The following is a 23,759-nucleotide window of genomic DNA, read 5'->3' on the forward strand; positions in this document are numbered from 1 at the left end:
GTCGCCCCTTACATCGAGCTGTATTTTTCACGCAACCGCTGACGGACAAACTCGGCCAGGGTGTTGAACAAAAAGGTGAACACAAACAGGACGAAGGCCGCGAGGAACAGTACCCGATAGTGGGAGCTGCCCACTTCCGATTCCGGCATCTCCACCGCGATGTTGGCGGCGAGGGTGCGCAGCCCCTGGAACATTGAGAAGTCCATGATGGGGGTGTTGCCGGTAGCCATCAGCACGATCATGGTCTCGCCCACGGCGCGGCCAAGGCCCATCATCACCGCAGAGAAGATGCCCGGGCTGGCGGTGAGGATCACCACCCGGCTCAGGGTCTGCCACGGGGTGGCCCCCAGCGCCAGCGAGCCTTGGGTCAGGTGCTTGGGCACCGAGAAGACCGCATCTTCAGCGATGGAGAAGATGGTGGGGATGACCGCAAAGCCCATGGCGATACCGACCACCAGCGAGTTGCGCTGGTCAAACTTGATGCCCATTTCGTGAGTCAGCCAGATACGCGAATCGCCGTGCATAAAGGCATTCTCGATGAGCGGGCTCAGGGCGAAGGCACCCCAGCCAATCAGCAGCAGCACCGGGATCAGCAGGATGGCGTGCCACCCCTCCGGCAGCAAGGACTTGCCGCGCTCCGGCAGATAGTTCCAGAGCAGTGCAGTCAGCAGCATCCCCATCGGCAGCAATATAAGCAGCAGGATCACCCCGGGCAACGCCCCCTCGATGATGGGCGCCAGCCACAGACCCGCCAGGAAGCCCAGGATAACGGTCGGCAGCGCCGCCATGATCTCGACCGTCGGCTTGACGTATTTGCGCAGCCCCGCCGACATGAAGTAGGCGGTATAGATGGCACCAGCCACGCCGAGCGGCACAGCAAACACCATGGCGTAGAAAGAGGCTTTCAGCGTACCGAATACCAGCGGCACCAAACTCAGCTTGGCTTCAAAGTCGTTGCTGGCGGAGGTGGATTGCCACACATACTGGGGCTCCGGATACCCTTCATACCACACCTGTTGCCAGAGGGCAGACCAGGTCACTTCGGGGTGTTCGTTCTCCACCGAGAAGAGCTTGAAGCTGTTCCCTTGCTGCATCAGCAACAGGTTGTGACGGGGGGAGATGGCCAGGGCAGAGAGTTCGCCCCCTTCCACCGTCTCGGTCAGCAGCTTGGTCTCGCCGGTGGCGTGGAAGAAGCTGATGATGCCATCCTTGTCGGCACTGATGAAGCCTTTGCGAAAGTGCTCGGGAGTCAACAGATCTACCGCACCATCACCCTTGAAGTCACGAATTTGGGTGAACTGGCGTTTGCCATCCTTCGCCACTTCGAACCACTGGGAAATCACGCCGTTGTCATTACCCACCAGCAGTGAAGAAGCGCCGGAGAGCAGCTGAACCCGGGTCACATTGGCGTTGGGGGCATTGATCTCCAGCACGTTGCGCAGGGAGATCTCGCTCAGGTTATGAATGTCATAGACGGAGAGGCGATTACCCTCGCGCACGAACAGGATCCGCAGATTAGGGGTCAGCAACATCTGATCCACATGGCGCGGCAGGGAGGGAATCGTGTAGTTTTCACTGCTCCACTCAATCTCCCCGGAGATGAAGTTCTCCTCACCGCTCATCACCGTCATCACGCCACGACCATCTTCGGTCACGGCGGCGGTCGCCATCTTGTCCTTGGTGGCTTCGAACACCATCAGTTGCAGCGCCTTCCCTTGCGGGTCGATCACCAGCGGCTCTTCGCCGAAGGGATATTGCAGGCTGGGCTCAATCACCCGAACATCGTTGGGATAGGAGACCTTGAACGCTGGCTGGACGACCTGCGCCTTACCATCAGCAAAGCCGTAGGCGATCAGCCGCTGACCAGGAGCAGGGGTCGCTACCGTGGTGATGTCACCAGCAACCTGGGCCTGACCCAGTGACTGGCCGACCTTGATCTTGTCATCTCCCTGCACCGCAAAGAAGTTGACCTGCCCTTTATCGCTGAAGCGATAGCCGATCTCGTTCTGCTCTTCCACGCCGAGCCAGGCGGTCTTCCCTGCGGCAGGCAGGGTAAACGAGGCGGTCGGCTCCATGGAGGCGCCATTGAAGATGGGTTTCACCACATAGAGCAGATAAAAGAAGATAAGCAGCAGCGCCACCAGTACCAGGGCTCCGCCTGTGGTGACGCCATATTTGGCCAATTTATCCTTGATCCGGCGTTTTCTACTGCCCGCCATGACCAGGTTTAACGATTCCGATGACATGCAAGACCTCAATGTAAGCTAGGCTTCGCGGCATTATATGGCGGTTGCATGACAGTTTTGTTACATCGAGAGCGCTTTAACAGAGGTTGTTAACGGAAAAGTGGGCGGGGATCCCTTCGAAGGCGGGCGAGCGCAATATATTGTTTATAAAGGGATATTTATGCTGGTGATCAGCAAGGGCAGCCTGCGCTGCCCCCGAATGATTCAGGAAAGGGTATCGTTTGATTGTTGCAGCGCCAGTTTGGCTGCCTTTTTCTCGGCGCGGCGGCGCTTGAAGAAGGCCGACAACTGGGCCGAGCAGGCATCGGCCAGCACACCGCCGGTCAGCTCGACTCTATGATTGTGGCGCGAGTCCTGCAAGATCTCGAACACCGACCCCGCGGCACCGGTCTTGAGATCTCGGGCGCCATAGACCACCCGCTTGACCCGGCTATGGATCAGCGCACCGGCACACATACAGCAGGGCTCCAGCGTCACATAAAGAGTGGTGTCGAGCAGCCGGTAGTTCGCCAGCTGCTGGCCCGCCGCACGGATCGCCATCACCTCGGCATGGGCACAGGCATCGTGTTCGCTGATGGAGCGGTTCCACCCCTCTCCCACCACCTGACCATCCAGCACCAGTACGGCACCGACCGGGATCTCGCCAATCCCTTCGGCCCGAGCGGCCAATGCCATGGCATGGCGCATCCACTGTTCGTCCAGCTCGATCTGACTCTGTGCCTGACTCGGTATTTCTGGGACCTCTGATGGTTTCACGCCCATCCCCTCTTTATTATATTGTTCAAGTTTGCATTCCAGCTATCCATACCTGTCAGATGATTCCATAGATAGCAGGCATGATAGCTCGCGGTGACAGGGCGGCGATTATGCCAAATCTGCACGTCAGACCCAAGCCGCATCCCGACTGAGCAATAAAGAAGCAATCGGCATCTCTATGATAAAAAAGGAGTTGCACCCGTTTGGTCATGCTATTAGACTTCCTCCCCGTCAGCCGAGTCTGACTCCGTCGGTGTGTAGCGCAGCCAGGTAGCGCATCTGCATGGGGTGTAGAGGGTCGGAGGTTCGAATCCTCTCACACCGACCATTTTCCCCGAGAATAGCCCAGTCAAACGACTGGGCTATTTTTTTGCCTCCGATTTATCCTCCTGACGATGCCAGCCCATCAAGAACAAAAAACACTCAGAACCACTTGAATCTTTTTTCCGAACTCATTAAGATGCGCAACTTTCCGCCGGTAGACAACACAGGGAGGTGGAAACACGAGTGAAGGGATCACTGTCCGGCTTGCGTGCAACACAGGACCAGGCATGAACCAGAACACCGATTTCGCACCCGCCATTACGCTTTATTCCGTTCCTCACGACACCCCTTGCCACACCGAAAGCGAAAATGAACAGGTCATCCAGCTGGATGTGATCGATCTGGCCGAACCGGATGATGACTATTGAGCACGGCCAGATGGCTGCTCAATCACCGGCACATCGCCTGTTCAACGCTCTCCGTTTCAGGTCCTTGGCGAGAAATCTGCAAAAAACGACAAACTGCTAATTCTATCAAGGATGGCAGTATTATTGACTGATGTGTCTCCCCCTTCCCTCTCCGGCATTCCCCCCGACAACTGATACAAACCTACGTTATTGCGCTTCACTTTCCATCGCTGCAACCGCTGGTGCCAAGAGAGCCTGCATCACCACACCAAGTTTAAAACGCACGTTCACCAATCAGGTCTAGCATTAGCAAAACATTCATTGCCACATTCAAACGCGCTTTATACGGCTGTTTTGGCAAAGCCTGGAGTTAGGTCGGGATTTGTTTTTGCATTTGTAATTTTATTACGTAATAAGTTACAAAATGAGGGGCAGGGTAACGGCCCAAATTAGCCGTTGTCCGATGGGAAAAAGCAGGAGCATAACCATCTGCGTAGAGCTTTTATACCAACCCAATAAAGTAATAAAAAACATCAACTTAACCATATCCAAAAAACAAGTGTTTAAAAAAAACTGTTGACGTACTCAACAATATTTCGCACCTTATCAATCGTGTTATCCCGTTGTTGCGGGAACGTTTCAGGAACAGGGATTCGACTTTAGTCGTAGTTAGTAAGTTCAAAATGTAATTCTCAAAGGAGTGAACCTTATGTCGGCACCGGCTCAGACCCACTGCAGCGCCCGCCTTCGCATCCAGGGCGAGATGCAACCCGAATACGCGCAAATTCTGACGCCGGACGCGGTGGCTCTGGTCTCCGAACTGGTGGAACGTTTTGCTCCCCAAAGAGGGGAATTGCTGAAACAACGTGTGGCACGTCAGGCCCGTATCGATGGCGGCGAGCTGCCGGACTTCCTGCCGGAAACCGCCCACATCCGTGAAGGTGACTGGACCATTCGCGGCATTCCCGCCGACCTGCAAGACCGCCGTGTGGAGATCACCGGCCCGGTCGAGCGCAAGATGGTGATCAACGCCCTCAACGCCAACGTCAAGGTGTTTATGGCGGACTTCGAGGACTCACTGGCCCCCGCTTGGAATAAAGTGATCGAGGGTCAAATCAACCTGCGCGATGCGGTCAACGAGAGCATTTCTTACACCAGTCCGGAAGGAAAGGCCTACACCCTTAACCCCAATCCGGCCGTCCTCATTTGCCGGGTGCGCGGTCTGCACCTGCCGGAAAAACATGTCACCTTCGATGGCGAGCCCATCCCCGGCGGCCTGTTCGATTTTGCTCTCTACTTCCTGCACAACTATCAGGCGCTGCTGGCCAAAGGCTCGGGCCCCTACTTCTACGTGCCCAAGTTGCAGAGCCATCTGGAAGGGCGCTGGTGGAGCGAGGTATTTGCCTGGACCGAGGACAAGTTCGGCCTGCCCCGCGGCACCATCAAGGCCACCGTGCTGATTGAAACCCTGCCAGCCGTATTCGAGATGGATGAGCTGCTCTACCAGATGAAGGATCACATCGTCGCCCTCAACTGCGGCCGCTGGGACTACATCTTCAGCTATATCAAGACCTTGAAGAACCACCCGGATCGGGTACTGCCCGACCGTCAGGTGGTGACCATGGACAAGCCGTTCCTTTCAGCCTACTCGCGGCTGCTGATCAAGACCTGCCACAAGCGCGGTGCGCTGGCGATGGGTGGCATGGCCGCCTTTATTCCGGCCAAGGACGCGGCCGTCAACGAGCAGGTCTTCGCCAAGGTCAAGGCCGACAAGGAGCGCGAAGCCAACAACGGCCACGACGGTACCTGGGTCGCCCACCCCGGCCTTGCCGACACCGCCATGGCGGTGTTCAACGCCACCATTGCGGCTAGTGCCAAGAACCAGATCGGCGTGCTGCGCGAGCAGGATGCCCCCATCACCGCCGCCGACCTGCTGGCACCCTGTGAGGGCGAGCGCACCGAGGCAGGGATGCGCACCAATATCCGGGTTGCCCTGCAATATCTGGAGGCCTGGATCAACGGCAACGGCTGCGTGCCCATCTACGGTCTGATGGAAGATGCCGCCACCGCCGAGATCTCCCGTACCTCCATCTGGCAGTGGATCCGCCACGGCAAGAGCCTGTCTAATGGCAAGGTAGTGACCAAAGAGCTGTTCCGCCAGATGCTGGCCGAGGAGCTGGAGGTGGTCAAAGCCGAGGTGGGCGCCGCACGCTGGCAGGCAGGACGCTTTGCCGAGGCGAGCGAGCTGATGGAAGAGATCACCTGCGCCGACACCCTGATCGATTTTCTGACGCTGCCCGGTTACGAGCGGCTCTGAATCACGGGCCCCCAGCGGGGCTCGCCAATAACAAGTCAATGGAAACGTGAAATCAATGAAAGAGGGAACTGATATGGCACTGACCCGTGAGCAACAGATCCAGGCTATCGAGAAAGACTGGGCGGAAAACCCCCGCTGGAAAGGGATCAAGCGCGGCTACAGCGCCGAAGATGTGGTAAACCTGCGCGGCAGCTTGCAGCCGGTGCACACCCTGGCCCAGCGTGGTGCCGACAAGCTGTGGGGTCTGATCCACGGCGACGCCAAGAAAGGCTATGTCAACTGCCTCGGCGCCCTGACCGGCGGTCAGGCGGTGCAGCAGGCCAAGGCAGGGATCGAGGCGATCTACCTCTCCGGCTGGCAGGTGGCGGCGGACAACAACTTGTCCTCCACCATGTATCCGGATCAGTCCCTCTACCCGGCCAACTCCGTACCGTCCGTGGTGGAGCGCATCAACAACTCCTTTGCCCGTGCCGACCAGATCCAGTGGGCTAACAAGGTAGGACCGCAGGATGAGGGCTTTATCGACTACTTCCTGCCCATCGTGGCGGATGCGGAAGCCGGTTTCGGCGGCGTGCTGAACGCCTTCGAATTGATGAAGGGGATGATTGAAGCGGGCGCCGCCGGCGTGCACTTCGAGGATCAGCTCGCTTCTGTCAAGAAGTGCGGTCATATGGGCGGCAAGGTGCTGGTACCGACTCAGGAAGCTGTGCAGAAGCTGGTTGCTGCCCGTCTGGCAGCCGATGTGTGCGGCACCACCACCCTGGTGATCGCCCGTACCGACGCCAACGCCGCTGACCTGTTGACCACCGACGCTGACCCGTACGATGCAGACTTCCTGACTGGCGAGCGCACTGCCGAAGGGTTCTACAAGGTACGTGCCGGTATCGATCAGGCCATCGCTCGCGGTCTGGCTTACGCCCCCTACGCCGACATGGTGTGGTGTGAAACCGCCAAGCCGGATCTGGACGAAGCACGTAAATTTGCCGAAGCGATCAAGGCCAAGTTCCCGGATCGCATCCTGGCCTACAACTGCTCCCCGAGCTTCAACTGGAAGAAAAATCTGGACGATGCCACCATCGCCCGCTTCCAGCAGGAGCTCTCTGACATGGGCTACAAGTACCAGTTCATCACCCTCGCGGGTATCCACAACATGTGGTTCCACATGTACGAGCTGGCCTACCAGTACGCCCGTGGCGAAGGGATGAAGCACTACGTCGAGATGGTGCAGGAGCCGGAATTTGCCGCCGCCAGCCGTGGCTACACCTTCGTGGCCCACCAGCAGGAGGTCGGCACCGGTTACTTCGACAAGGTGACCACAGTCATTCAGGGTGGCCAATCCTCGGTGACCGCACTGACCGGCTCTACCGAAGAAGATCAGTTCCACTGATAGACAGAGCCCCCTTGAGATAGCAAAACCCCGGCCTGATGCCGGGGTTTCTTTTTATCTACCATTCAAACGAAAGTCAGGCCACAACCGCACACCGCAGAGAGGATCAGAGCTCGAGGATCTCTTTGACAAAGGGGATGGTCAGCTTGCGCTTGGCGCGAAATGAGGCGTTGTCGAGCTGATTGAGGGTGGTAAGCAGGGTGCGCATATCGCGAGAAAGTCGGTTGAGCAGGAAGCGGCCCACATCGATGGGCAATTTGAAGCCCCGCAGCTCGGCACGCAACTGCAGGGCACTGAGCTTGCCTTCATCATCCAGCTCTTCGAGATGGAAACTGACACCCCAGTCGAGGCGCGAAGCGAGATCCGGCAGTTGCAGTCCCAGTTTGCGCGGTGCGCTGCAGCCGGTGACCACCAGCGTCCCCTCGCCCTTCTCCTGCCAGCGGTTGTAGAAATCGAACAGCGCCCGCTCCCACACGGCATTGCCGGCGATCGCCTCGAGACTGTCGAGACAGACCAGCGGCAGGCTTTCGAGGGCATCGAGCATGCTGGGATCAAGCTGTTCAAACTGATCGAGGGAGAGATAGGCCGCAGCTGCATCGCGGGCGTTGACCTCGGCACAGGTGGCGTGGAGCAGGTGAGAGCGTCCGGATCCCTTGGCTCCCCAGAAATAGAGGAAAGGTGATCCCTGACCGATGGCCGCGTTTTTGAGGGCGGTGATCAGATGAGCATTGTTGCCGGGATAAAAACTGACGAAGGTTTCATCATCCGGTAGTTGTACGGCTAAAGACAGTTGGGCCGGTTGCTTCACTCGTTGGGCTTTGACTGTGACATTTGTGGCTAAGTGTATCATCGCAAAGGCAGATAGAGAACCGCCCGGACAAGCCGGGCGGTCTACAAAAGCCTTATAAAATCAGGGCTGCGACCATTGGTAACGCAAACCGCTGCCATTATCGTCAACCTTGCGCAAACGACTCTCAAGTTGCAGCGCCCGCACCAATTCGGCCTGCTCCCCTTGCAGGGTAAAGTGGAAGGTGACCTGGTCCCCCTCCAGCTTGCCGATCGCCACCTTGCTGACGTTGGCCATCCCCTGCAGCATCTTCTGCACGGCGATCATGCTGTCCACTTCGGAGAGGCCATCTACCACCAGGGTCTGGCTGGTTGCCGGACCAGAAATGCGGGCACCGTAGTTTTTCACTAGCCAGGCCGCCAAGGTATCGGCAAACCCTTGCGCCACTTCGGCCTGAGTGCCGGTGCTATTGCCACGGGTCAGCTCGGTCACTTCACCGGCCGCTTTGGGGCCGTAGAGTCCCCATTCGATGCTCCACTTGTCACCTTCCGGTGTCAGCTTGCCCAACACCACCATCTCGGCGCCATAGCGCTGGCTTGCCTGCAAAATCGGGTCGGCAAAGCGTCCCCAGACGTCGGTGGCACTGACCGCCATGTTGTCATCGAGATCCATCAGCGGAATGCTGATGGGTAGCCCCAGCGTCTGGGCCTGCTCGCGCAAGGCTTGCGCCCAACCATCGCTGGATTGATCCGCCAGCAGGCGACGCTCACCCTGATCCACCACCAGCCAGATGGCCATTTGGGGACGAGCCGGGCCAAGCAGGGCAAACTGGCTCTCGGAAACCAGGCTGTTGACCTTGTCACTCTTGAACTCGGCTTTCAGATACTTGACGGAGTCCTGATCCTGATAACCATAGCTTTTGACATAGTCGCCCGGGGCCGCCAGCGCCTTGACCACCACCGGCTGGGTGAGGATGTCGCGCTTGCCGGTCACCTTGATCAGCACCTGACCCAGTGCCTGCCCCTGAGCGGCCACCATGTCACCACTGGTCGGGGCCTTGCCCTGATAGAGGTCGGTCACCTGAGCGGCCGAGGCCATGAATGACAAGCCGCAGCAGAGGGCGGTCACAACACGTTTGAACATGAACAGAGTCTCGAAATGGGAGAGTGTGCTTATGGTAGCGGCAAGGCGCGTCCTGCGGCAAGGCTGGCACAAGCGGCCACAAACAGCAGAGCCGGCGATGCGCCGGCTCCGATCACCCCTTCCACATGGGAAGCAGGTCAAGGCATAAACTTATTTGGTACCGAAGATCTTGTCGCCTGCATCGCCCAGACCCGGCACGATGTAGCCTTTCTCGTTCAGCCCCTGATCGACAGAAGCACAGTAGAGCTCTACGTCAGGGTGAGCGGCTTCCAGCGCCTTGATCCCTTCCGGCGCGGCAACCAGTACCAGCACCTTGATGGATTGGCAGCCTTTCTTCTTCAGCAGATCGATGGTAGCGATCATGGAACCACCGGTGGCCAGCATCGGATCGATGACCAGCGCCAGACGCTCTTCGATGTTGCTGACGATCTTCTCGAAATAGGGAACCGGTTGCAGGGTCTCTTCATCGCGGTAGATACCGACCACGCTGACGCGGGCGCTCGGCATGTGCTCCAGCACACCATCCATCATGCCAAGGCCAGCACGCAGGATGGGTACGACGGTTACCTTCTTGCCTTTGATCTGGTCAACTTCTACTGGCCCATTCCAGCCATCGATGATAACCTTCTCGGTTTCGAAGTCAGAGGTCGCTTCATAGGTCAACAAACTGCCCACTTCTTTGGCCAGTTCACGGAAACGCTTGGTGCTGATATCGCCTTCACGCATCAGACCGATCTTGTGTTTGACCAGGGGGTGTTTGACTTCAACGACTTTCATTATTATCTCCTCTAACCTGCCGCAAAAAAAATCGCGGAATCATACAACAAAAGCCACCGCTTGTAGAGCATTTCCGCGCAAAAACGCGCAAACGATTTCCTTTCTGGTTTTTCACCGCCACTGTTAGAATACGCCCCGAATTTTACCCTCCACTTCTTTACATGACGGGGAATACTCGTGACTGACAAAACCTCACTGAGCTACAAGGATGCTGGCGTAGATATCGATGCCGGCAATGCACTGGTTGAACGTATCAAGGGCGTGTCAAAGCGCACTCGTCGTCCTGAAGTCCTTGGTGGTCTTGGCGGCTTTGGGGCCTTGTGTCAAATCCCTGCGGGCTACAAGGAGCCGGTACTGGTCTCCGGTACCGATGGTGTGGGCACCAAGCTGCGGCTGGCCATCGACCTGAAGAAGCACGACACCGTGGGCATCGATCTGGTGGCCATGTGCGTCAATGACCTGATCGTACAGGGCGCCGAGCCGCTGTTCTTCCTCGACTACTATGCGACCGGCAAGCTGGACGTGGACACCGCGGCCGCGGTAGTCACCGGGATCGGTGCCGGTTGCGAGCAATCAGGTTGTGCCCTGGTGGGCGGCGAGACCGCCGAGATGCCGGGTATGTATGAAGGGGAAGACTACGACATCGCCGGTTTCTGCGTCGGTGTGGTGGAGAAGAGCGAAATCATCGACGGCAGCAAGGTCGGTGAAGGGGATGCCCTGATCGCCCTGGCCGCCAGCGGCCCTCACTCCAACGGCTTCTCCCTGATCCGTAAAATTCTGGAAGTCTCCAAAGCCGACGTGCATCAGCCGCTGGGTGACCGCACCCTCGCAGATGCCTTGCTGGAGCCGACCCGCATCTATGTGAAACCTGTGCTCAAACTCATCAAGGAGTGCGAGATCCACGCCCTCTCCCACATCACAGGTGGCGGCTTCTGGGAGAACATCCCCCGCGTATTGCCTGCCAATACTCAAGCGGTGATCGACGAGCAGAGCTGGCAGTGGCCGGCGGTGTTCAGCTGGCTGCAGCAGGCTGGCAACGTCACCCGTCACGAGATGTATCGCACCTTCAACTGCGGTGTCGGCATGATCATCGCCCTGCCCGCCAACCAGCTGGAGAAGGCGCTGACCCTGCTCAAGGCGGAAGGCGAGAACGCATGGCACATCGGTCATATCGCCAAGGCAGCAGACGGTGAGGAGCAGGTCGTCATCAAATGATGCGGATCCTCGTCCTAATCTCTGGCAGCGGCAGCAACCTGCAGGCGATCCTCGACCACTGCGCCAGCGGCAAGATTGCCGGTGAAGTGGTCGGCGTTATCAGCAACAAGGCCGATGCCTATGGTCTGGTTCGCGCTAAAGAAGCAGGCGTGGCGACCTCTATTCTGGCCCAGCAGCAGTTTGCCAGCCGGGAGGAGTATGACGCCGCCCTCCTGGCGCTGATGGCAGACTATCAGCCGGATCTGGTGGTGCTGGCCGGGTTTATGCGGATATTGAGCGGCGATCTGGTGCGCCATTTCGCCGGCAGGATGATCAATATCCACCCCTCCCTGCTGCCCAAGTATCAGGGCCTGCACACCCACCAGCGCGCTATCGATGCCGGTGACAGTGAACACGGCGCCAGCGTCCACTTCGTCACCGAAGAACTGGATGGCGGCCCGGTGATCCTGCAGGCCCGCGTGCCCATCTTTGAAGGGGACACGGCGGAGGAGGTAGCGGCACGGGTACAGGCGCAGGAGCACAGCATCTACCCGCTGGTGGTGCGCTGGTTCTGCGAAGGCAGGCTGCAGATGATAGATGGCGCCGTGCAACTGGATGGCGCCCTGCTGGGCCCCGCGGGTTACGCCTGCGAGTAACAGCTAACAACTGCATGTCAGATACAACAAGGGAGGCTTAGGCCTCCCTTGTCATTTCTACCTACCGCACGATGGCAGCGGTTAGGTCGGATTACTCGGCCAAGCGACCCTACACCGGATTGTCGATATCGATAAAGGTCACATCCAGCCCGTGCACAGTCGCCAGCCACTCCCCCAGCGCCTTGACGCCGTAACGCTCTGTGGCGTGATGGCCAGCGGCGTAGAAGTGCATCCCCATCTCGCGAGCGGTGTGAATGGTCTGCTCGGAGGCTTCACCGGAGATAAAGGCATCGATGCCCTGCTCCGCCGCCAGATTGATGTAGCTCTGACCGCCGCCGGTGCACCAGGCCACGGAACGGATAAGCTCGGGGCCGGTATCGCCACAATAGAGTGGTTCACGGCCAAGGCGCTCGGCAATCAGCTTGGCAAAATCGCGGCCGCTCATCGGCTCTTCCAGCTTGCCCACCATGGCGACGCTCTTGCTGTTCCACGGCTCCAGACCACGACGCACCTTGATGTCGAGCAGCTTGGCGAGCTGGGCGTTGTTACCCACCTCGGGATGGACATCCAGCGGTAAATGGTAGGCAAACAAGTTGATATCGTGGGTCAGCAGGGTCTTGAGCCGACGCTGCTTCATGCCGGTGATCTGGGCCGGTTCACCGCTCCAGAAGTAGCCATGATGGACCAGAATGGCATCGGCCTCGGCAGCCACCGCCGCGTCGATGAGCGCCTGACTGGCGGTGACACCGGTCACTACCTTGCGAATACGTTCGCGCCCCTCCACTTGCAAACCGTTGGGGCAGTAATCCTTGATGGCGTGCGGTTCGAGCAGATGGTTCAGTACGGTTTCGAGTTTTCGATGAGAGATCATAGGGGTCCCTTATTAAGGCTCGGTCCCCTGCTTTACCAATAAAAACAGGGCCTAGGCTCAAAGCGCCAAGGGCCCCATGATAATCGAGCCGGGCCGTCAAGACCATGACAGCCCCCACACAGTGCGGTTTCCCTCCCGGCCTCAGGCTGGCAGGTCGATCCCCGCCTCCCGCATCTGGGCCAGTTTGTAGCGCAGAGTGCGCGGGCTGATGCCGAGTCGGTCGGCCACCGCCTTGCGGCTGCCGTTACAATCTTGCAGGGTGTCGAGGATGATCTGGTGCTCCTGCTGCTTGAGCTCGCTGCCGAGGCGATCGCCGCCATAGCTGCGCTCCACGCTGACAAACTCCATCTCCTGCTCGTCCAGCTCCTCCAGAATGAGGTGGTCACAATCAATGACCCCGTCCGGGCTGAGGATCAGGGCGCGCTGTACCACGTTGTCCAGCTCCCGCACATTGCCGGGCCAAGGGTGGGCCAGCAGCCGATCCCGCGAGGCATCCGTCAACTGTGGTGTCGGTAACCCCTGCTGACTGGCATGAAGCGCCAGCAGGTGCTCCGCCAGCGGCAGAATGTCGCCGGGCCGCTCGCACAGGGCAGACCAGCGCAGCGGAAAGACGTTGAGGCGATAGTAGAGATCTTCGCGGAACAGGCCATCCTGCACCGCTTTTTTCAAATCCCGGTTGCTGGTAGCGATGACCCGCACATCCAGCGGGATCATCTTGCGACTGCCGAGCCGCTCCACCTCTTTCTCCTGCAACACCCGCAGCAACTTGGCTTGCAGCCCCTGATCCATCTCGGTGATCTCGTCGAGCAACAAAGTGCCCCCCTGCGCCTGCTCGAACTTGCCGGGGCACCCCTGTACCGCACCGGTGAAGGCGCCCTTCTCGTAGCCAAACAGGGTAGCCTCCAGCATGTTTTCCGGAATGGCGGCGCAGTTGATGGCGACGAAAGGCTGCTCGGCGCGGTTGGAGTTATCGTGAATGTAACGGGCCAGCACCTCTTTCCCCGTCCCGCTCGGGCCGGTCACCATCACGGTCGCTTCGCTTCTGGCCACCCGGGTCGCCAGCTGGAACAGCTCGGCGGTTTTGGGATCCCCGTAGACCACGGCGCGCTTCTCCACCTTCTGGGCGGGCACATAGCGGCTGACCTGATTGAGCAGCACCTCCGGCGAAAACGGCTTGGCCAGATAGTCGATGGCCCCTTCGCGCATGGCGCGCACAGCGCCATCGATGTTGGCGTAGGCGGTCATCAGCAGCACAGGTATCTGCGGATATTGCTGGCGGATGGTGGCCAACAGGGTGAGGCCGTCCATTCCCCCCATCTGGATATCGGAGATCACCATGTCAAACGGCTGACGGGAGAGGGCCAGCAGAGCCCGCTCGCCGCTGTCCGCTTCACGGCACTCATAACCGCCGAGCAACAAGGTATCCACCAGCGCTTCGCGCAGGCCATTGTCATCTTCAACTACCAGGATCCTGGCCTGTGTCATGCTACACCTCCAAGCTGCACCGGTTGCTGGTGCAGGGGGAACGACAGAGTAAAGCAGGTGCCTTCACCGGGAACCGAGGCCACACCGACCTCCCCCTGATGGGCACGCACTACAGATTGCACCACCGCCAGCCCGAGACCTGTGCCCTGGGAGCGAGTGGTAAAGAAGGGTTCGAATACCTGACCGAGCTGATGGGAAGGGATCCCCTTGCCATTATCGATGACCCGCATCTCCACCCGGGCACCGCTGCGCACCGCGCTGACCAAGAGTGACGTGGCCCCTGCCTGCTGGGCATTGGCAATCAGGTTGTTGATGGCACCCGCCAGCGCACTGCTGTTGGCCAGCAGACAGAGATCGGGCTCTGGCGCCTCCATGTGCAGCTCGCAGCCCTGTTGCTGACAGAAGGCCTCGGCACCAGCCTGCACTTCGGCCAGCAGCCCTTGTACCGAGATGGGGGTGACCACCTGATTGTCGCCATTGCGGGCGAACAGCAGGATGTCGTTGATCTGCTTCTCCAGATCCTGCAAACGGGCCATCAGCTTTTGCTGAAACTGAGTGCGAGATTCCGGCTTGAGGGTGCGGTTGGCCAGATTGGCGGCATAGAGCATGGCAGCGGAGAGCGGCGTGCGGATCTGGTGGGCGAGCGAGGCCGCCATATTGCCCAGCGCCGACAGCCGTTTCATGTGGTTGATGCGGTCTTGCAGTTTACGGGTTTCGGTCAGGTCATTGATAAAAACCAGCTGGCCGGGCTGATCCGGCAGCGGTTGGGTCGAGAGCTGGACCCGGCGCCCGTCGCGCAGGGAGATCTCGTGACCATCATCCTCGCGCGGCTCGAAGCAGCGGGCAATGATGTGACGCCAGAGCTCCCCTTCCAGCGGCTCCCCCAGCAGGGAGATGGCCGCCGGGTTCGCGCGGGTGACCACCCCTGCCCCGTCAAGCAGCAACACCCCGGTGGGGAGCGCCTTGAAGATGGCATAGAGCTGGCTCACTTCGTGGGACTGGAGTGGCATGTCCTGCTGCTGGATTGTCATAAACCTGACCTCAAACTGGCTATTGGGTCAGGTTATTCAATTTCCATGCCACTAAATTATCTCAATTAAAACAATTAATTGCGCATTGGCGTCAAGGCTTTGACCCTCAGACGTCCTTGCTCATCCCGTACTTTTTCATCTTCTCCACCAAAGTGGTACGCCGCATGCCGAGCAGATCGGCGGCGCGGGCCACCACCCCGTCCTGAGACTCCAGCGCCTGACGGATCAGCTCCACTTCGAGGTCGGCCAGCATCTCTTTGAGGTTGACCCCCTCCTCCGGCAGCTGCATGGTGCGGGCCGAGGCGAGGGCGTGATCCAGCTCGGGCGGATCCTGGAACACCGCCGCCAGCGCATCCCGTTCATCCATCTCGGTCAGCCGCTCATCCCGCGGCTCGCTCGGCAGCAGGCGATAACGGCTCGGTAGATCGGCCACATCGACGATCTGGTGCGGGTAGAGGATCAGCAGCCGCTCCAGCAGGTTGGATAGCTCGCGCACGTTGCCGGGCCAGGGGTACTGCATCAGCGACTCCAGCGCCCGCTGGGTCAACCGGATAAAGCCGTGGTGCTGCTCGGCATGGCGGTTGAGCAGCTCCTGCAGCAGCAGCGGTATGTCGTCGATGCGCTCCCGCAGCGGCGGCGTCTCAATGGGGAAGACGTTGAGGCGGTAGTAGAGATCTTCACGAAAACCCTGAGTGCGGATCATCGCCTCCAGATCCCGGTGGGTCGCCGCTATGATGCGCACATCGGCCTGAATGGGCTTGCCGCCACCGACCCGGTCGAACAACCGCTCCTGCAATACCCGCAGCAGTTTGACCTGCATCGGCATCGGCATGTCGCCGATCTCGTCGAGAAACAGGGTGCCCCCCTGCGCCAGCTCGAAGCGACCGCGACGAGCCGCGATGGCACCGGTAAAGGCTCCCTTCTCGTGGCCAAACAGTTCGCTCTCCAGCAATTCGGCCGGAATGGCGCCGCAGTTGATGGGCACGAAGGGGCCTTGACTTCGGGAAGAGAGTTCATGGATAGCGCGCGCCACCACCTCTTTACCGGTGCCGGACTCGCCGAGGATCAGCACGTTGGCATCGGTCTCGGCCACCTGGCTGATAAGGCGGCGTACCTCCTGGATCCCCTTCCCTTTGCCCACCAGCAAACGCAGCAGGGCCTGCCCCTTGTCATGGGTCTGCTGACGGGGATGCAAGGATACAAAGGCCTGACAGAAGTGCAGATGACGAGTAAGGGATTCATAGGTAAAGGGCGAGAGCGCGACCCCGATAAAGTTGCTGTTGGGCAGATCGGCCTCAACCAGCGAGAGGAAGGGGGTACGGGGGAAGGCAGCCAGCAGCTCTGACAAGGGACGGTCGGTCAGCTCACCCACCAGCACCCCTTGCAGCGGACCGGAGGATTCGATGGCTACATCCAGATCGCTTTGTGCCACCTCCTGCCACGGGATCCCCATAAACGAGAGCACGGTTCCCAACTGTTGGCGCCGCTGCGCATCGGCATCAACAATCAACACGCCCATCTCCACCATATCCATTCCTCGCGATGTCCTGAACTAACTTATTGTTTTATTTGATGATAAAACAGCTACCAACTGTCTTTTTGCTGGCACACAAAGTGCCAAAATTCCGACACATTGTCAAAAATTGTCGTATTCAGGCTAAGTGTATCGACAGAAACGAGAGATTAGATAAATTTTACCGAGGAATTTTCTGCATTGGCGCCGTTAACAAACGCCGCCAATAGCGGAAAGAAAACTGCCCTCGTCAGAGGGCAGCATGGGACACGGTGAAGCGCATTCAGTGGCGGTTATGATGGTGCGGCGCCGCGTAACGACACTCGGGAAAACGGCTGCAAGCCAGAAAGAGTCGACCGGCGTGGGGGCCTTTTTTCGCCTCCCGCTCCACCAGCGGCGCATCACAACGAGGGCAGTGGCGTACCTCGTGCTCTTCATCATCCTCTACATCGGCGAACAGGCTATCGACCAGCTCACCCTCACTCTGTGGCGCCTCACCCCCCCCCTTGGACTGGATGACGGGCTCGTGAAATGGCGCGGGCGAGATCGCCTCGGCATGGGGAGTGCGGCCACGCATCCCGGCACCAACATCCACGCCGTCCAGCAACAGAGGGTTGAAAGTCGGCTCGCGGCGCGCCCCGTGCGGCAGATCGTCGATCACCGGTTCGCTGGTTTTGACCAGCAGCGGCAGGATCTGTTCGCGCAGCTCTTCCACCAGATAGCTGGCACTTGCCGGGATCTGCAGCAACGGCAGACCGGCGCTGTCGCAGGCGGTTTTCAGAAAGAGATCCCGCGCCTTGCGCTTCTGGTGACGATGGGAGCTGTCATCGAGTTCGATGGCGCAGATAAAGGAGAGATCCGCGGGGTGGCAAAGCAGATAGTCGAAATGCTTGGCGCTGATCTTGTTGAAGTACTGCTGCCATTTGCTTTTGCCGATCCCGGCCTGCGGCGTCAGCACATCGGCCACCCGCACCTTGGCAAAGACCCGGGCCTTGTCACCCACCGCCAGATCCAGCACCCCGAGGAAGGATCGCTCGGCGGGACTGAACAGGGTCTCCTGCACATCATAGGGCAGGCGCTTTTGCTGTCTGCCTCTGCTCCAGAAGATCGCCAGCACAAGCAGCGCCAGCAACAACAATCCCGATAGGACAAGGGTATTCATGAGAGCACGATCCAGTTCACGACACGAAAGGGGAATCACTTTACCACAGCCGCCACGGAGCAAGGCAGCAGACCCGTGTATAGAAAGTGAAAAGTCCCGTCTTTTTATCTATTTGTCAGCAGGCGGGGGTTCATATGACCAGCCCCAGCAGGCACAATAGGGATAGAGCAAGAAATCCCATTTCAAGGAGAGCAGGATGCAAAAGCAATTGGTGGTCACCGTGATCGGTGCAGACAAACCCGGGATCGTCGAGAGTCTGGCAGCTGTCATCAGCCGCGAGCAGGGCAACTGGCTGGGCAGCGCCATGAGCGAACTGGCGGGCCAGTTTGCCGGTATCCTCCATGTTTCCGTCCCCGATGAGCACTATCGCAGCCTGTGCGAAGCACTGGCCCTGCTGCCCGGCCTCACCATCAGTTTTGCCGAAGGGACACCTACCGCCGAGCCAGCCCATCAAGTCATGATGACGGTGACCGGCAACGACCGCCCCGGCATCGTCCATGAAGTAGCCAGCATCCTGCGCCAGCTCGAGATCAACGTGGCCGATCTTACCACCGGCTGTGAACCGGCTCCCCACTCCGGCGCCCCGCTCTTCTATGCCCATGCGCTGGTTGCTCTGCCCGACGGGCTCGCGATGGATACGCTGATCACCGCGCTGGAATCCCTCTCCGACGATCTGGTGGTCGACATCGACGAAGCGTTCAGCGAGCAGTAACAATACTGTCATTTATTTGTCATATATTAACGCCATAACTGCCGCGCAGACGCGACCTGAAACAGAGGCACAAGATGAGCACCGACAAGCAGTATGAAGAGAAAGAGCTGAGCTGGCTCTCATTCAATGAACGGGTGTTGCAAGAGGCAATGGACAAGACGGTGCCCCTCATCGAGCGGGTTCGTTTTCTGGGGATCTTCTCCTCCAACCAGGATGAGTTCTTCAAGGTACGGGTATCGGACGTCAAGCGCCGCATCCTCATCAATGAAGTACATGGTGGCGACGATGAAGCGAAAGTGCTGCTGCGCGCCATCCAGCAAAAAGTGATGGCGCTCGGTGAAGCGTTCGACAATACCTATAAAGAGCTGTTGATTGCGCTGGCCCGCCACAACATCTTTCTGGTCAACGAGAACCAGCTCTCCGATGCCATTCAGAAGTGGCTGCGGGTCTTCTTCAAGGAGAAGGTGCTGCGTCACATCATCCCGATCCTGCTCAACAAAGAGGTCAATCCGGTCAAATTCCTCAAGGATGAGTACACCTATCTGGCCATCGAGATGAAGAAGAACGGTCAGGTGATCCAGTACGCCCTGGTGGAAGTGCCGACCGACGACCTGCCCCGCTTCTTCCAGCTGCCGCCGGAAGGGACCCGCCGCAAGAAGCAGATCATCATTCTGGATAACGTCATCCGCTTCTGCCTCGACGAGATTTTCAAAGGCTTCTTCGACTACGACGAGATTGCCGCCTATGCGGTGAAGCTGACCCGGGATGCCGAATATGATCTCTCCGACCAGCTGGACTTGAGCCTGGTGGACAAGATGAGTGACGGCTTGAAGCAGCGCCTCACCGCCATGCCAGTGCGCTTCGTCTACGAGCGGGAGATGCCCGCTGCCATGATAAGCTTCCTCAAGCTCAAGCTGCAGATCAGCTCCTACGACGCCATCATGCCGGGCGGACGCTATCACAACTTTAAGGATTTCATCGGCTTCCCCAACGTGGGCCGTGACTATCTGGAAAACCCCAAGCTGCCGGCCCTCGATTGCCGCGATTTTGACGGCTTCGTCAACGCCTTCGATGCGATTACCAAGCAGGATATCCTGCTCTACTACCCGTATCACAAGTTCCACCACTTCACCGAGTTGGTGCGCCAGGCGGCGTTCGATCCGGCGGTGAGCGCCATTCGCATCAATATCTACCGGGTCGCCAAGAAGTCGCGGATCATCCACTCCCTCATTGATGCCGCCAACAACGGCAAGAAGGTGACCGTGGTGGTCGAGCTGCGCGCCCGTTTCGACGAAGCGGCCAACATCGACTGGGCCAATATTCTCACCGATGCCGGGGTCAAGGTGGTGTTCGGGGTGCCGAGCCTCAAGATCCACTCCAAGCTCTGCCTCATCACCCGCCACGAAAATGGCGAGGCGGTGCGCTATGCCCATATCGGTACCGGCAACTTCAACGAGAAGACCGCCAAGATCTACACCGACTTCTCGCTGCTGACCCGCAATCCGGATATCACCGCCGAAGTGGAAGGGGTGTTTGAATACATCGAGTACCCCTATAAGCGTTACAAATTCAACCACCTGCTGGTCTCCCCCATCAACAGCCGCCGTCAGCTCTACCGTCTCATCGACAACGAGCTCTCCAACGCCAAGGCGGGTCAGCCGAGCGGTATCATCCTCAAGATCAACAATCTGGTGGACAAGGATCTCATCAACCGCCTCTATGCCGCCGGCCAGGCGGGGGTGCCGATCCAGATGATCATCCGTGGCATGTGCGCCCTGCGTCCGGGCGTACCGGGCCTCAGTGACAACATCAAGGTGATCAGCATCATCGACCGCTTCCTCGAGCACCCGCGGGTGATGGTGTTCCACAACAAGGGCAACCCCCAGCTCTATATCTCCAGCGCCGACTGGATGAGCCGCAATATCGACGGCCGTATTGAGGTGGGCACCCCCATTTATGATGAGCGCCTCAAGCAGCGCATCATGGACATTCTCGAGCTACAACTGAGTGATACCTGCAAGGCGCGGGTCATTGATGCCGACCAGCAGAACGAATATGTGAAGCGGGGCAACCGCCGCAAGATCCGCTCTCAGGTGGCGATTTACGACTATCTCAAACGTATCGAGTCAAACAATGGACAATAGTCTCTATGCCGCCGTGGATCTCGGCTCCAACAGTTTTCACATGGTGATCGCCCATCTGAGCGAAGGGCGTTTTCGCATCGTCGATCGCATCAAGGAGCGAGTGCGTCTGGCGGAAGGGATGGATGAGCAAAAGCGAATGAGCCCGGAGGCGATGGAACGCGGCCTCGCCTGCCTGTCGCTGTTTGCCGAGCGCCTCACCAATATCAAGCCGGATCAGATCCGCATCGCCGGTACCTATACCCTGCGCCGCGCCAGCAACGCCCGCGAATTTGTGAGTGAAGCAGCCAAGGTGCTCAACCACCCCATCGAGATCATCAGCGGGCAGGAAGAAGCACGGCTCATCTATCAGGGGGTTGCCCATACCCAGCATATCGAGGGCCAGGTACTGGTGATCGATATCGGCGGCGGCAGCACCGAACTCATCATCGGTGAAGGGTTTGAACACAAGGCCCTCACCAGTCGCAAGATGGGCTGCGTCAGCTTTACCCAGAGCTTCTTTGCCAGCGGCAAGCTGAGCGACAAACACTTCACCAATGCCGTACTGGAGGCGCAGCACCAACTCGCTCCCATCGTCAACCAGTACCGCAAGCTGGGCTGGCAGAGCTGCCTTGGCAGCTCAGGCTCCATTCGTACCGTGCGCGACGTGCTGCAGGGTGAAGGGCTGACTGACGGCAGCATTACGCTGGAAGGGCTGGAGCGGCTCAAGGCGCTGATGATTGAGCGCAAGCGAGTGGATAACCTCAAACTGGTCGGGCTTACCGAGGAGCGTCAGGAGGTGTTTGCCGCTGCGGTCGCCATCCTGCTCGGGCTGTTTACCTCGCTGCCCATCGAGCGGCTCGACTACTCCGATGGCGCTCTGCGCGAAGGATTGCTGTATGAGTTTGAGGAGCGCTTGCAGCACCACGATATCCGTGAGCGCACCGCACAAGCGCTAGGCACCCACTACCGGATGGATCGCAAACAAGCAGCCCGGGTGGAGCAGAGCGTGCTGACGCTGTTTGATGCCCTGCAAGAGCCCTGGCAGATGGAGATAGAGCCCTATCGCGCCATTCTCGGCTGGGCGGCGCGGCTGCACGAAATTGGCCTTGCCATCAACTACAGCGGCATTCACCGCCACTCCGCCTATATCCTGCAACACACCGACCTGCCTGGCTTCAACCAAGACGATCAGGCATTGCTGGCCGCGCTGGTGCGCTTTCAGCGCAAGGGGCTAAAACTCTCCGAGCTGCCGCCCCTGCCCAACCACGACATGCAGACGGTGCTGCGTTGCATCCGCATCCTGCGCCTCGCGGTCGCCGCTCACCACAAGCGCCAGGACAACCTGCTGCCTGAGTGGAAAGTCGCAGTGCAAGGCGATCAGCTGGTCGTGACCCTGCCGATCGACTGGTGCGAGGAGAACCGTCTCCTGATGCAGAATCTGGAGAAGGAGCATCGTTATTGCCAGGAGCAGGGCTGGCCACTGTTGTTCCAGCTCGGCTAAACCGGAAAGATAAATGAAAAAGGCAGCCCACTGGCTGCCTTTTGCATCTCAATCTCCCGGTTACTGCAACTCGGGCAACAACCACTTGGCCATCTCGAAGTAGATGATAAGGCCGGTGCCATCCACCAGTGTCGCGATGAATGGCGCAGAGACCACCGCCGGATCGATGCGGAAACGACGCAGCACCATGGGAATAATGGATGCGACCGTGGCACTCCAGAGCACGATGGCGATGATGGTAAAGGTCACCACCATGCCAATCTGGGGACCGACGCCGAGACTCCATGCCCGTACCCAGGCCGCCATGGCAATGGCACCCGAGATGAGCAAACCGGTGGAGAGCTCCTTTTTCAGCACTGTGCCGAGATTGCGCAGACTCACCTCCCCGACCGCCATGGCACGTACTATGGTGGTGGTGATCTGGGTGCCGCTGTTACCGCCAGTACCGATCAGGAGCGGAATAAAGAAGGCCAGCGCAATGGCCGCTTCCAACTGCTCCTCGAATGCCCGCAACACGGTGCCGGTGTAAGCTTCCGCCACAAACAGGATAAGCAGCCAGCCCACCCGTTTGCGCCACAGCTGCCAGGGCGTCGCCTGCAAGTAAGGGGTATCGAGCGGTGATGAGCCCCCTTGCATCTCGGCATCCTCGGTGGATTCGAGCTCCAGAATATCCGCCGCATCATCGACGTGGAAAATACCGACCAGTCGCCCCTGATCCTCGACAGGCAATACCGACAGGTCGCGGTCGATGAGCAAGCGCGCTGCCAACTCCTGATCCGCACGGGCGTTGATCCGCACCGTCTCCCGATCCATCAGGGTCGCGACGTTGGCCAGCGGGTCGGCGATCAGCAAGGTCTTGAGGGAGAGGCTTCCTTGCAGACGACCATCCCCGTTGACCACATAGATATGGCGAAACAGCTGGGCATTGTCCCAGGCATCGTGGATCAGCTGTTTGGCGTGACCGACCGTGTCCTCCTCCCGCACCGCCAGATATTCGTGGCGCATGTTGGCCCCCACAGACTCGGTGGGCCAATCCAGCAGGGAGTAATACATGGCCTGCGCCTGGGTCGGGAAGCGAGCCAGCAACATGGTGCGATCCTGACGACTCAGTTTGCGCAGGATGGCGACCATCTCACGGCGGGGAATGGCCTCCTGCAACACGCTGACGATGCTGCCATGGAGCCGCTGCAACAGGCGCCCGGCACTCTCGGCCGAGAGTGAGCCGAGCAGTTCGGCACCTTGCGGAATTGGCAGGGTATCAAAGATGCAGTTGAGCTCTTCCGGACGCAGGGTCAGCAGTTGATCGGCGCGCTGAACCGGATCCAGATTATGTTCCAGCCAACCCTGCAGGGCGGCCAGATCGAGCAGTTGGTGACGGTTAAGAATGGTATGTGTTTTCTTCATCACAGATATCCTCATGTGATTTC

19 protein-coding genes and 1 tRNA gene are annotated in these 23,759 nt (G+C 59.0%); 9 read left to right on the forward strand and 11 right to left on the reverse strand.

Annotated elements, in window-relative coordinates; all coding sequences use genetic code 11:
• Positions 1-8 precede the first annotated feature (8 nt).
• Positions 9-2,246, reverse strand: a complete 2,238-nt coding sequence (locus ACTG20_RS15175; RefSeq protein ID WP_439987784.1) for an ABC transporter permease subunit — start codon at positions 2,244-2,246, stop codon at positions 9-11.
• 204 nt (positions 2,247-2,450) lie between these two features.
• Positions 2,451-2,933, reverse strand: coding sequence for a tRNA adenosine(34) deaminase TadA (tadA, locus tag ACTG20_RS15180; RefSeq protein WP_234915373.1), 483 nt, complete (start codon positions 2,931-2,933; stop codon positions 2,451-2,453).
• A gap of 320 nt (positions 2,934-3,253) precedes the next feature.
• On the opposite strand from tadA, the gene ACTG20_RS15185 reads away from it, so the two are divergent.
• From ACTG20_RS15185 to aceA, 4 genes are all read left to right on the forward strand, one after another.
• A tRNA-Pro gene (locus ACTG20_RS15185) sits at positions 3,254-3,330 on the forward strand.
• Positions 3,331-3,553: 223 nt separating this feature from the next.
• A complete protein-coding gene (locus tag ACTG20_RS15190; RefSeq protein ID WP_005334106.1) occupies positions 3,554-3,694 on the forward strand; it encodes a hypothetical protein in 141 nt (46 codons plus the stop codon).
• 688 nt (positions 3,695-4,382) lie between these two features.
• Positions 4,383-5,990, forward strand: a complete 1,608-nt coding sequence (gene aceB, locus ACTG20_RS15195; RefSeq protein WP_194496718.1) for a malate synthase A — start codon at positions 4,383-4,385, stop codon at positions 5,988-5,990.
• Positions 5,991-6,063: 73 nt separating this feature from the next.
• Positions 6,064-7,377, forward strand: coding sequence for an isocitrate lyase (aceA, locus tag ACTG20_RS15200; protein ID WP_005344572.1), 1,314 nt, complete (start codon positions 6,064-6,066; stop codon positions 7,375-7,377).
• Between the two features lie 106 nt (positions 7,378-7,483).
• Here aceA and hda read toward each other — a convergent pair whose 3' ends face one another.
• The 3 genes from hda to upp all read right to left on the reverse strand — a co-directional run bounded on the left by hda (position 7,484) and on the right by upp (position 10,084).
• A complete protein-coding gene (gene hda / locus ACTG20_RS15205) occupies positions 7,484-8,185 on the reverse strand; it encodes a DnaA inactivator Hda (protein ID WP_013723920.1) in 702 nt (233 codons plus the stop codon).
• Between the two features lie 102 nt (positions 8,186-8,287).
• On the reverse strand, positions 8,288-9,307 hold the full coding sequence (locus tag ACTG20_RS15210; RefSeq protein WP_194496719.1) for a DUF2066 domain-containing protein: 1,020 nt from the start codon (positions 9,305-9,307) through the stop codon (positions 8,288-8,290).
• A gap of 150 nt (positions 9,308-9,457) precedes the next feature.
• Positions 9,458-10,084: a uracil phosphoribosyltransferase gene (gene upp / locus ACTG20_RS15215; RefSeq protein ID WP_005334115.1), complete on the reverse strand. Its 627-nt coding sequence runs from the start codon at positions 10,082-10,084 to the stop codon at positions 9,458-9,460.
• Positions 10,085-10,261: 177 nt separating this feature from the next.
• On the opposite strand from upp, the gene purM reads away from it, so the two are divergent.
• Positions 10,262-11,299: a phosphoribosylformylglycinamidine cyclo-ligase gene (purM, locus tag ACTG20_RS15220; RefSeq protein ID WP_042080181.1), complete on the forward strand. Its 1,038-nt coding sequence runs from the start codon at positions 10,262-10,264 to the stop codon at positions 11,297-11,299.
• Positions 11,296-11,934, forward strand: a complete 639-nt coding sequence (purN, locus tag ACTG20_RS15225) for a phosphoribosylglycinamide formyltransferase (RefSeq protein WP_194496720.1) — start codon at positions 11,296-11,298, stop codon at positions 11,932-11,934. Before purM ends, purN begins: the two co-directional genes overlap by 4 nt.
• Before the next feature lie 109 nt (positions 11,935-12,043).
• On the opposite strand, the gene ACTG20_RS15230 is transcribed toward purN, so the two are convergent.
• From ACTG20_RS15230 to ACTG20_RS15250, 5 genes are all read right to left on the reverse strand, one after another.
• Positions 12,044-12,805 (reverse strand): Nif3-like dinuclear metal center hexameric protein, encoded by a 762-nt coding sequence (locus ACTG20_RS15230; protein WP_005350685.1) that lies wholly within the window; start codon positions 12,803-12,805, stop codon positions 12,044-12,046.
• A gap of 141 nt (positions 12,806-12,946) precedes the next feature.
• Complete coding sequence (locus tag ACTG20_RS15235) at positions 12,947-14,290, reverse strand: sigma-54-dependent transcriptional regulator (protein ID WP_194496721.1); 1,344 nt, start codon at positions 14,288-14,290, stop codon at positions 12,947-12,949.
• Positions 14,287-15,321 carry a sensor histidine kinase gene (locus ACTG20_RS15240; RefSeq protein ID WP_005334126.1) on the reverse strand — a complete coding sequence of 345 codons (1,035 nt, stop codon included), beginning with the start codon at positions 15,319-15,321 and terminating at the stop codon, positions 14,287-14,289. The genes ACTG20_RS15235 and ACTG20_RS15240 overlap by 4 nt, the downstream gene beginning before the upstream one ends.
• A gap of 106 nt (positions 15,322-15,427) precedes the next feature.
• On the reverse strand, positions 15,428-16,849 hold the full coding sequence (locus tag ACTG20_RS15245; RefSeq protein ID WP_194496722.1) for a sigma-54 dependent transcriptional regulator: 1,422 nt from the start codon (positions 16,847-16,849) through the stop codon (positions 15,428-15,430).
• A gap of 268 nt (positions 16,850-17,117) precedes the next feature.
• On the reverse strand, positions 17,118-17,996 hold the full coding sequence (locus ACTG20_RS15250) for a DUF2726 domain-containing protein (protein WP_194496723.1): 879 nt from the start codon (positions 17,994-17,996) through the stop codon (positions 17,118-17,120).
• Between the two features lie 196 nt (positions 17,997-18,192).
• On the opposite strand from ACTG20_RS15250, the gene ACTG20_RS15255 reads away from it, so the two are divergent.
• The 3 genes from ACTG20_RS15255 (at position 18,193) to ppx (ending at position 22,332) form a co-directional block, all read left to right on the forward strand.
• Complete coding sequence (locus ACTG20_RS15255; protein WP_047437655.1) at positions 18,193-18,708, forward strand: glycine cleavage system protein R; 516 nt, start codon at positions 18,193-18,195, stop codon at positions 18,706-18,708.
• Positions 18,709-18,782: 74 nt separating this feature from the next.
• Positions 18,783-20,852: a polyphosphate kinase 1 gene (gene ppk1 / locus ACTG20_RS15260; RefSeq protein ID WP_005350671.1), complete on the forward strand. Its 2,070-nt coding sequence runs from the start codon at positions 18,783-18,785 to the stop codon at positions 20,850-20,852.
• Entirely contained in the window at positions 20,842-22,332 is a 1,491-nt protein-coding gene (ppx, locus tag ACTG20_RS15265; RefSeq protein ID WP_139444045.1) for an exopolyphosphatase, read from the forward strand. Before ppk1 ends, ppx begins: the two co-directional genes overlap by 11 nt.
• A 60-nt stretch (positions 22,333-22,392) precedes the next feature.
• On the opposite strand, the gene mgtE is transcribed toward ppx, so the two are convergent.
• The gene (gene mgtE, locus ACTG20_RS15270; protein WP_021231054.1) at positions 22,393-23,736 is read right to left on the reverse strand and encodes a magnesium transporter; all 1,344 of its coding nucleotides are present in this window, start codon (positions 23,734-23,736) and stop codon (positions 22,393-22,395) included.
• Positions 23,737-23,759 lie beyond the last annotated feature (23 nt).

Source organism: Aeromonas sp. 84A (assembly GCF_051919345.1).
Lineage (GTDB): Bacteria > Pseudomonadota > Gammaproteobacteria > Enterobacterales > Aeromonadaceae > Aeromonas > Aeromonas veronii.

Coding starts and splice junctions, on each gene's coding strand:
- ACTG20_RS15175 (WP_439987784.1), bottom strand. CDS start 2,246: ATGTCATCGGAATCGTTAAACCTGGTCATGGCGGGCAGTAGAAAACGC.
- tadA (WP_234915373.1), bottom strand. CDS start 2,933: ATGCGCCATGCCATGGCATTGGCCGCTCGGGCCGAAGGGATTGGCGAG.
- ACTG20_RS15190 (WP_005334106.1), top strand. CDS start 3,554: ATGAACCAGAACACCGATTTCGCACCCGCCATTACGCTTTATTCCGTT.
- aceB (WP_194496718.1), top strand. CDS start 4,383: ATGTCGGCACCGGCTCAGACCCACTGCAGCGCCCGCCTTCGCATCCAG.
- aceA (WP_005344572.1), top strand. CDS start 6,064: ATGGCACTGACCCGTGAGCAACAGATCCAGGCTATCGAGAAAGACTGG.
- ACTG20_RS15210 (WP_194496719.1), bottom strand. CDS start 9,307: ATGTTCAAACGTGTTGTGACCGCCCTCTGCTGCGGCTTGTCATTCATG.
- upp (WP_005334115.1), bottom strand. CDS start 10,084: ATGAAAGTCGTTGAAGTCAAACACCCCCTGGTCAAACACAAGATCGGT.
- purN (WP_194496720.1), top strand. CDS start 11,296: ATGATGCGGATCCTCGTCCTAATCTCTGGCAGCGGCAGCAACCTGCAG.
- ACTG20_RS15230 (WP_005350685.1), bottom strand. CDS start 12,805: ATGATCTCTCATCGAAAACTCGAAACCGTACTGAACCATCTGCTCGAA.
- ACTG20_RS15235 (WP_194496721.1), bottom strand. CDS start 14,290: ATGACACAGGCCAGGATCCTGGTAGTTGAAGATGACAATGGCCTGCGC.
- ACTG20_RS15240 (WP_005334126.1), bottom strand. CDS start 15,321: ATGACAATCCAGCAGCAGGACATGCCACTCCAGTCCCACGAAGTGAGC.
- ACTG20_RS15245 (WP_194496722.1), bottom strand. CDS start 16,849: ATGGTGGAGATGGGCGTGTTGATTGTTGATGCCGATGCGCAGCGGCGC.
- ACTG20_RS15250 (WP_194496723.1), bottom strand. CDS start 17,996: ATGAATACCCTTGTCCTATCGGGATTGTTGTTGCTGGCGCTGCTTGTG.
- ACTG20_RS15255 (WP_047437655.1), top strand. CDS start 18,193: ATGCAAAAGCAATTGGTGGTCACCGTGATCGGTGCAGACAAACCCGGG.
- ppk1 (WP_005350671.1), top strand. CDS start 18,783: ATGAGCACCGACAAGCAGTATGAAGAGAAAGAGCTGAGCTGGCTCTCA.
- ppx (WP_139444045.1), top strand. CDS start 20,842: ATGGACAATAGTCTCTATGCCGCCGTGGATCTCGGCTCCAACAGTTTT.
- mgtE (WP_021231054.1), bottom strand. CDS start 23,736: ATGAAGAAAACACATACCATTCTTAACCGTCACCAACTGCTCGATCTG.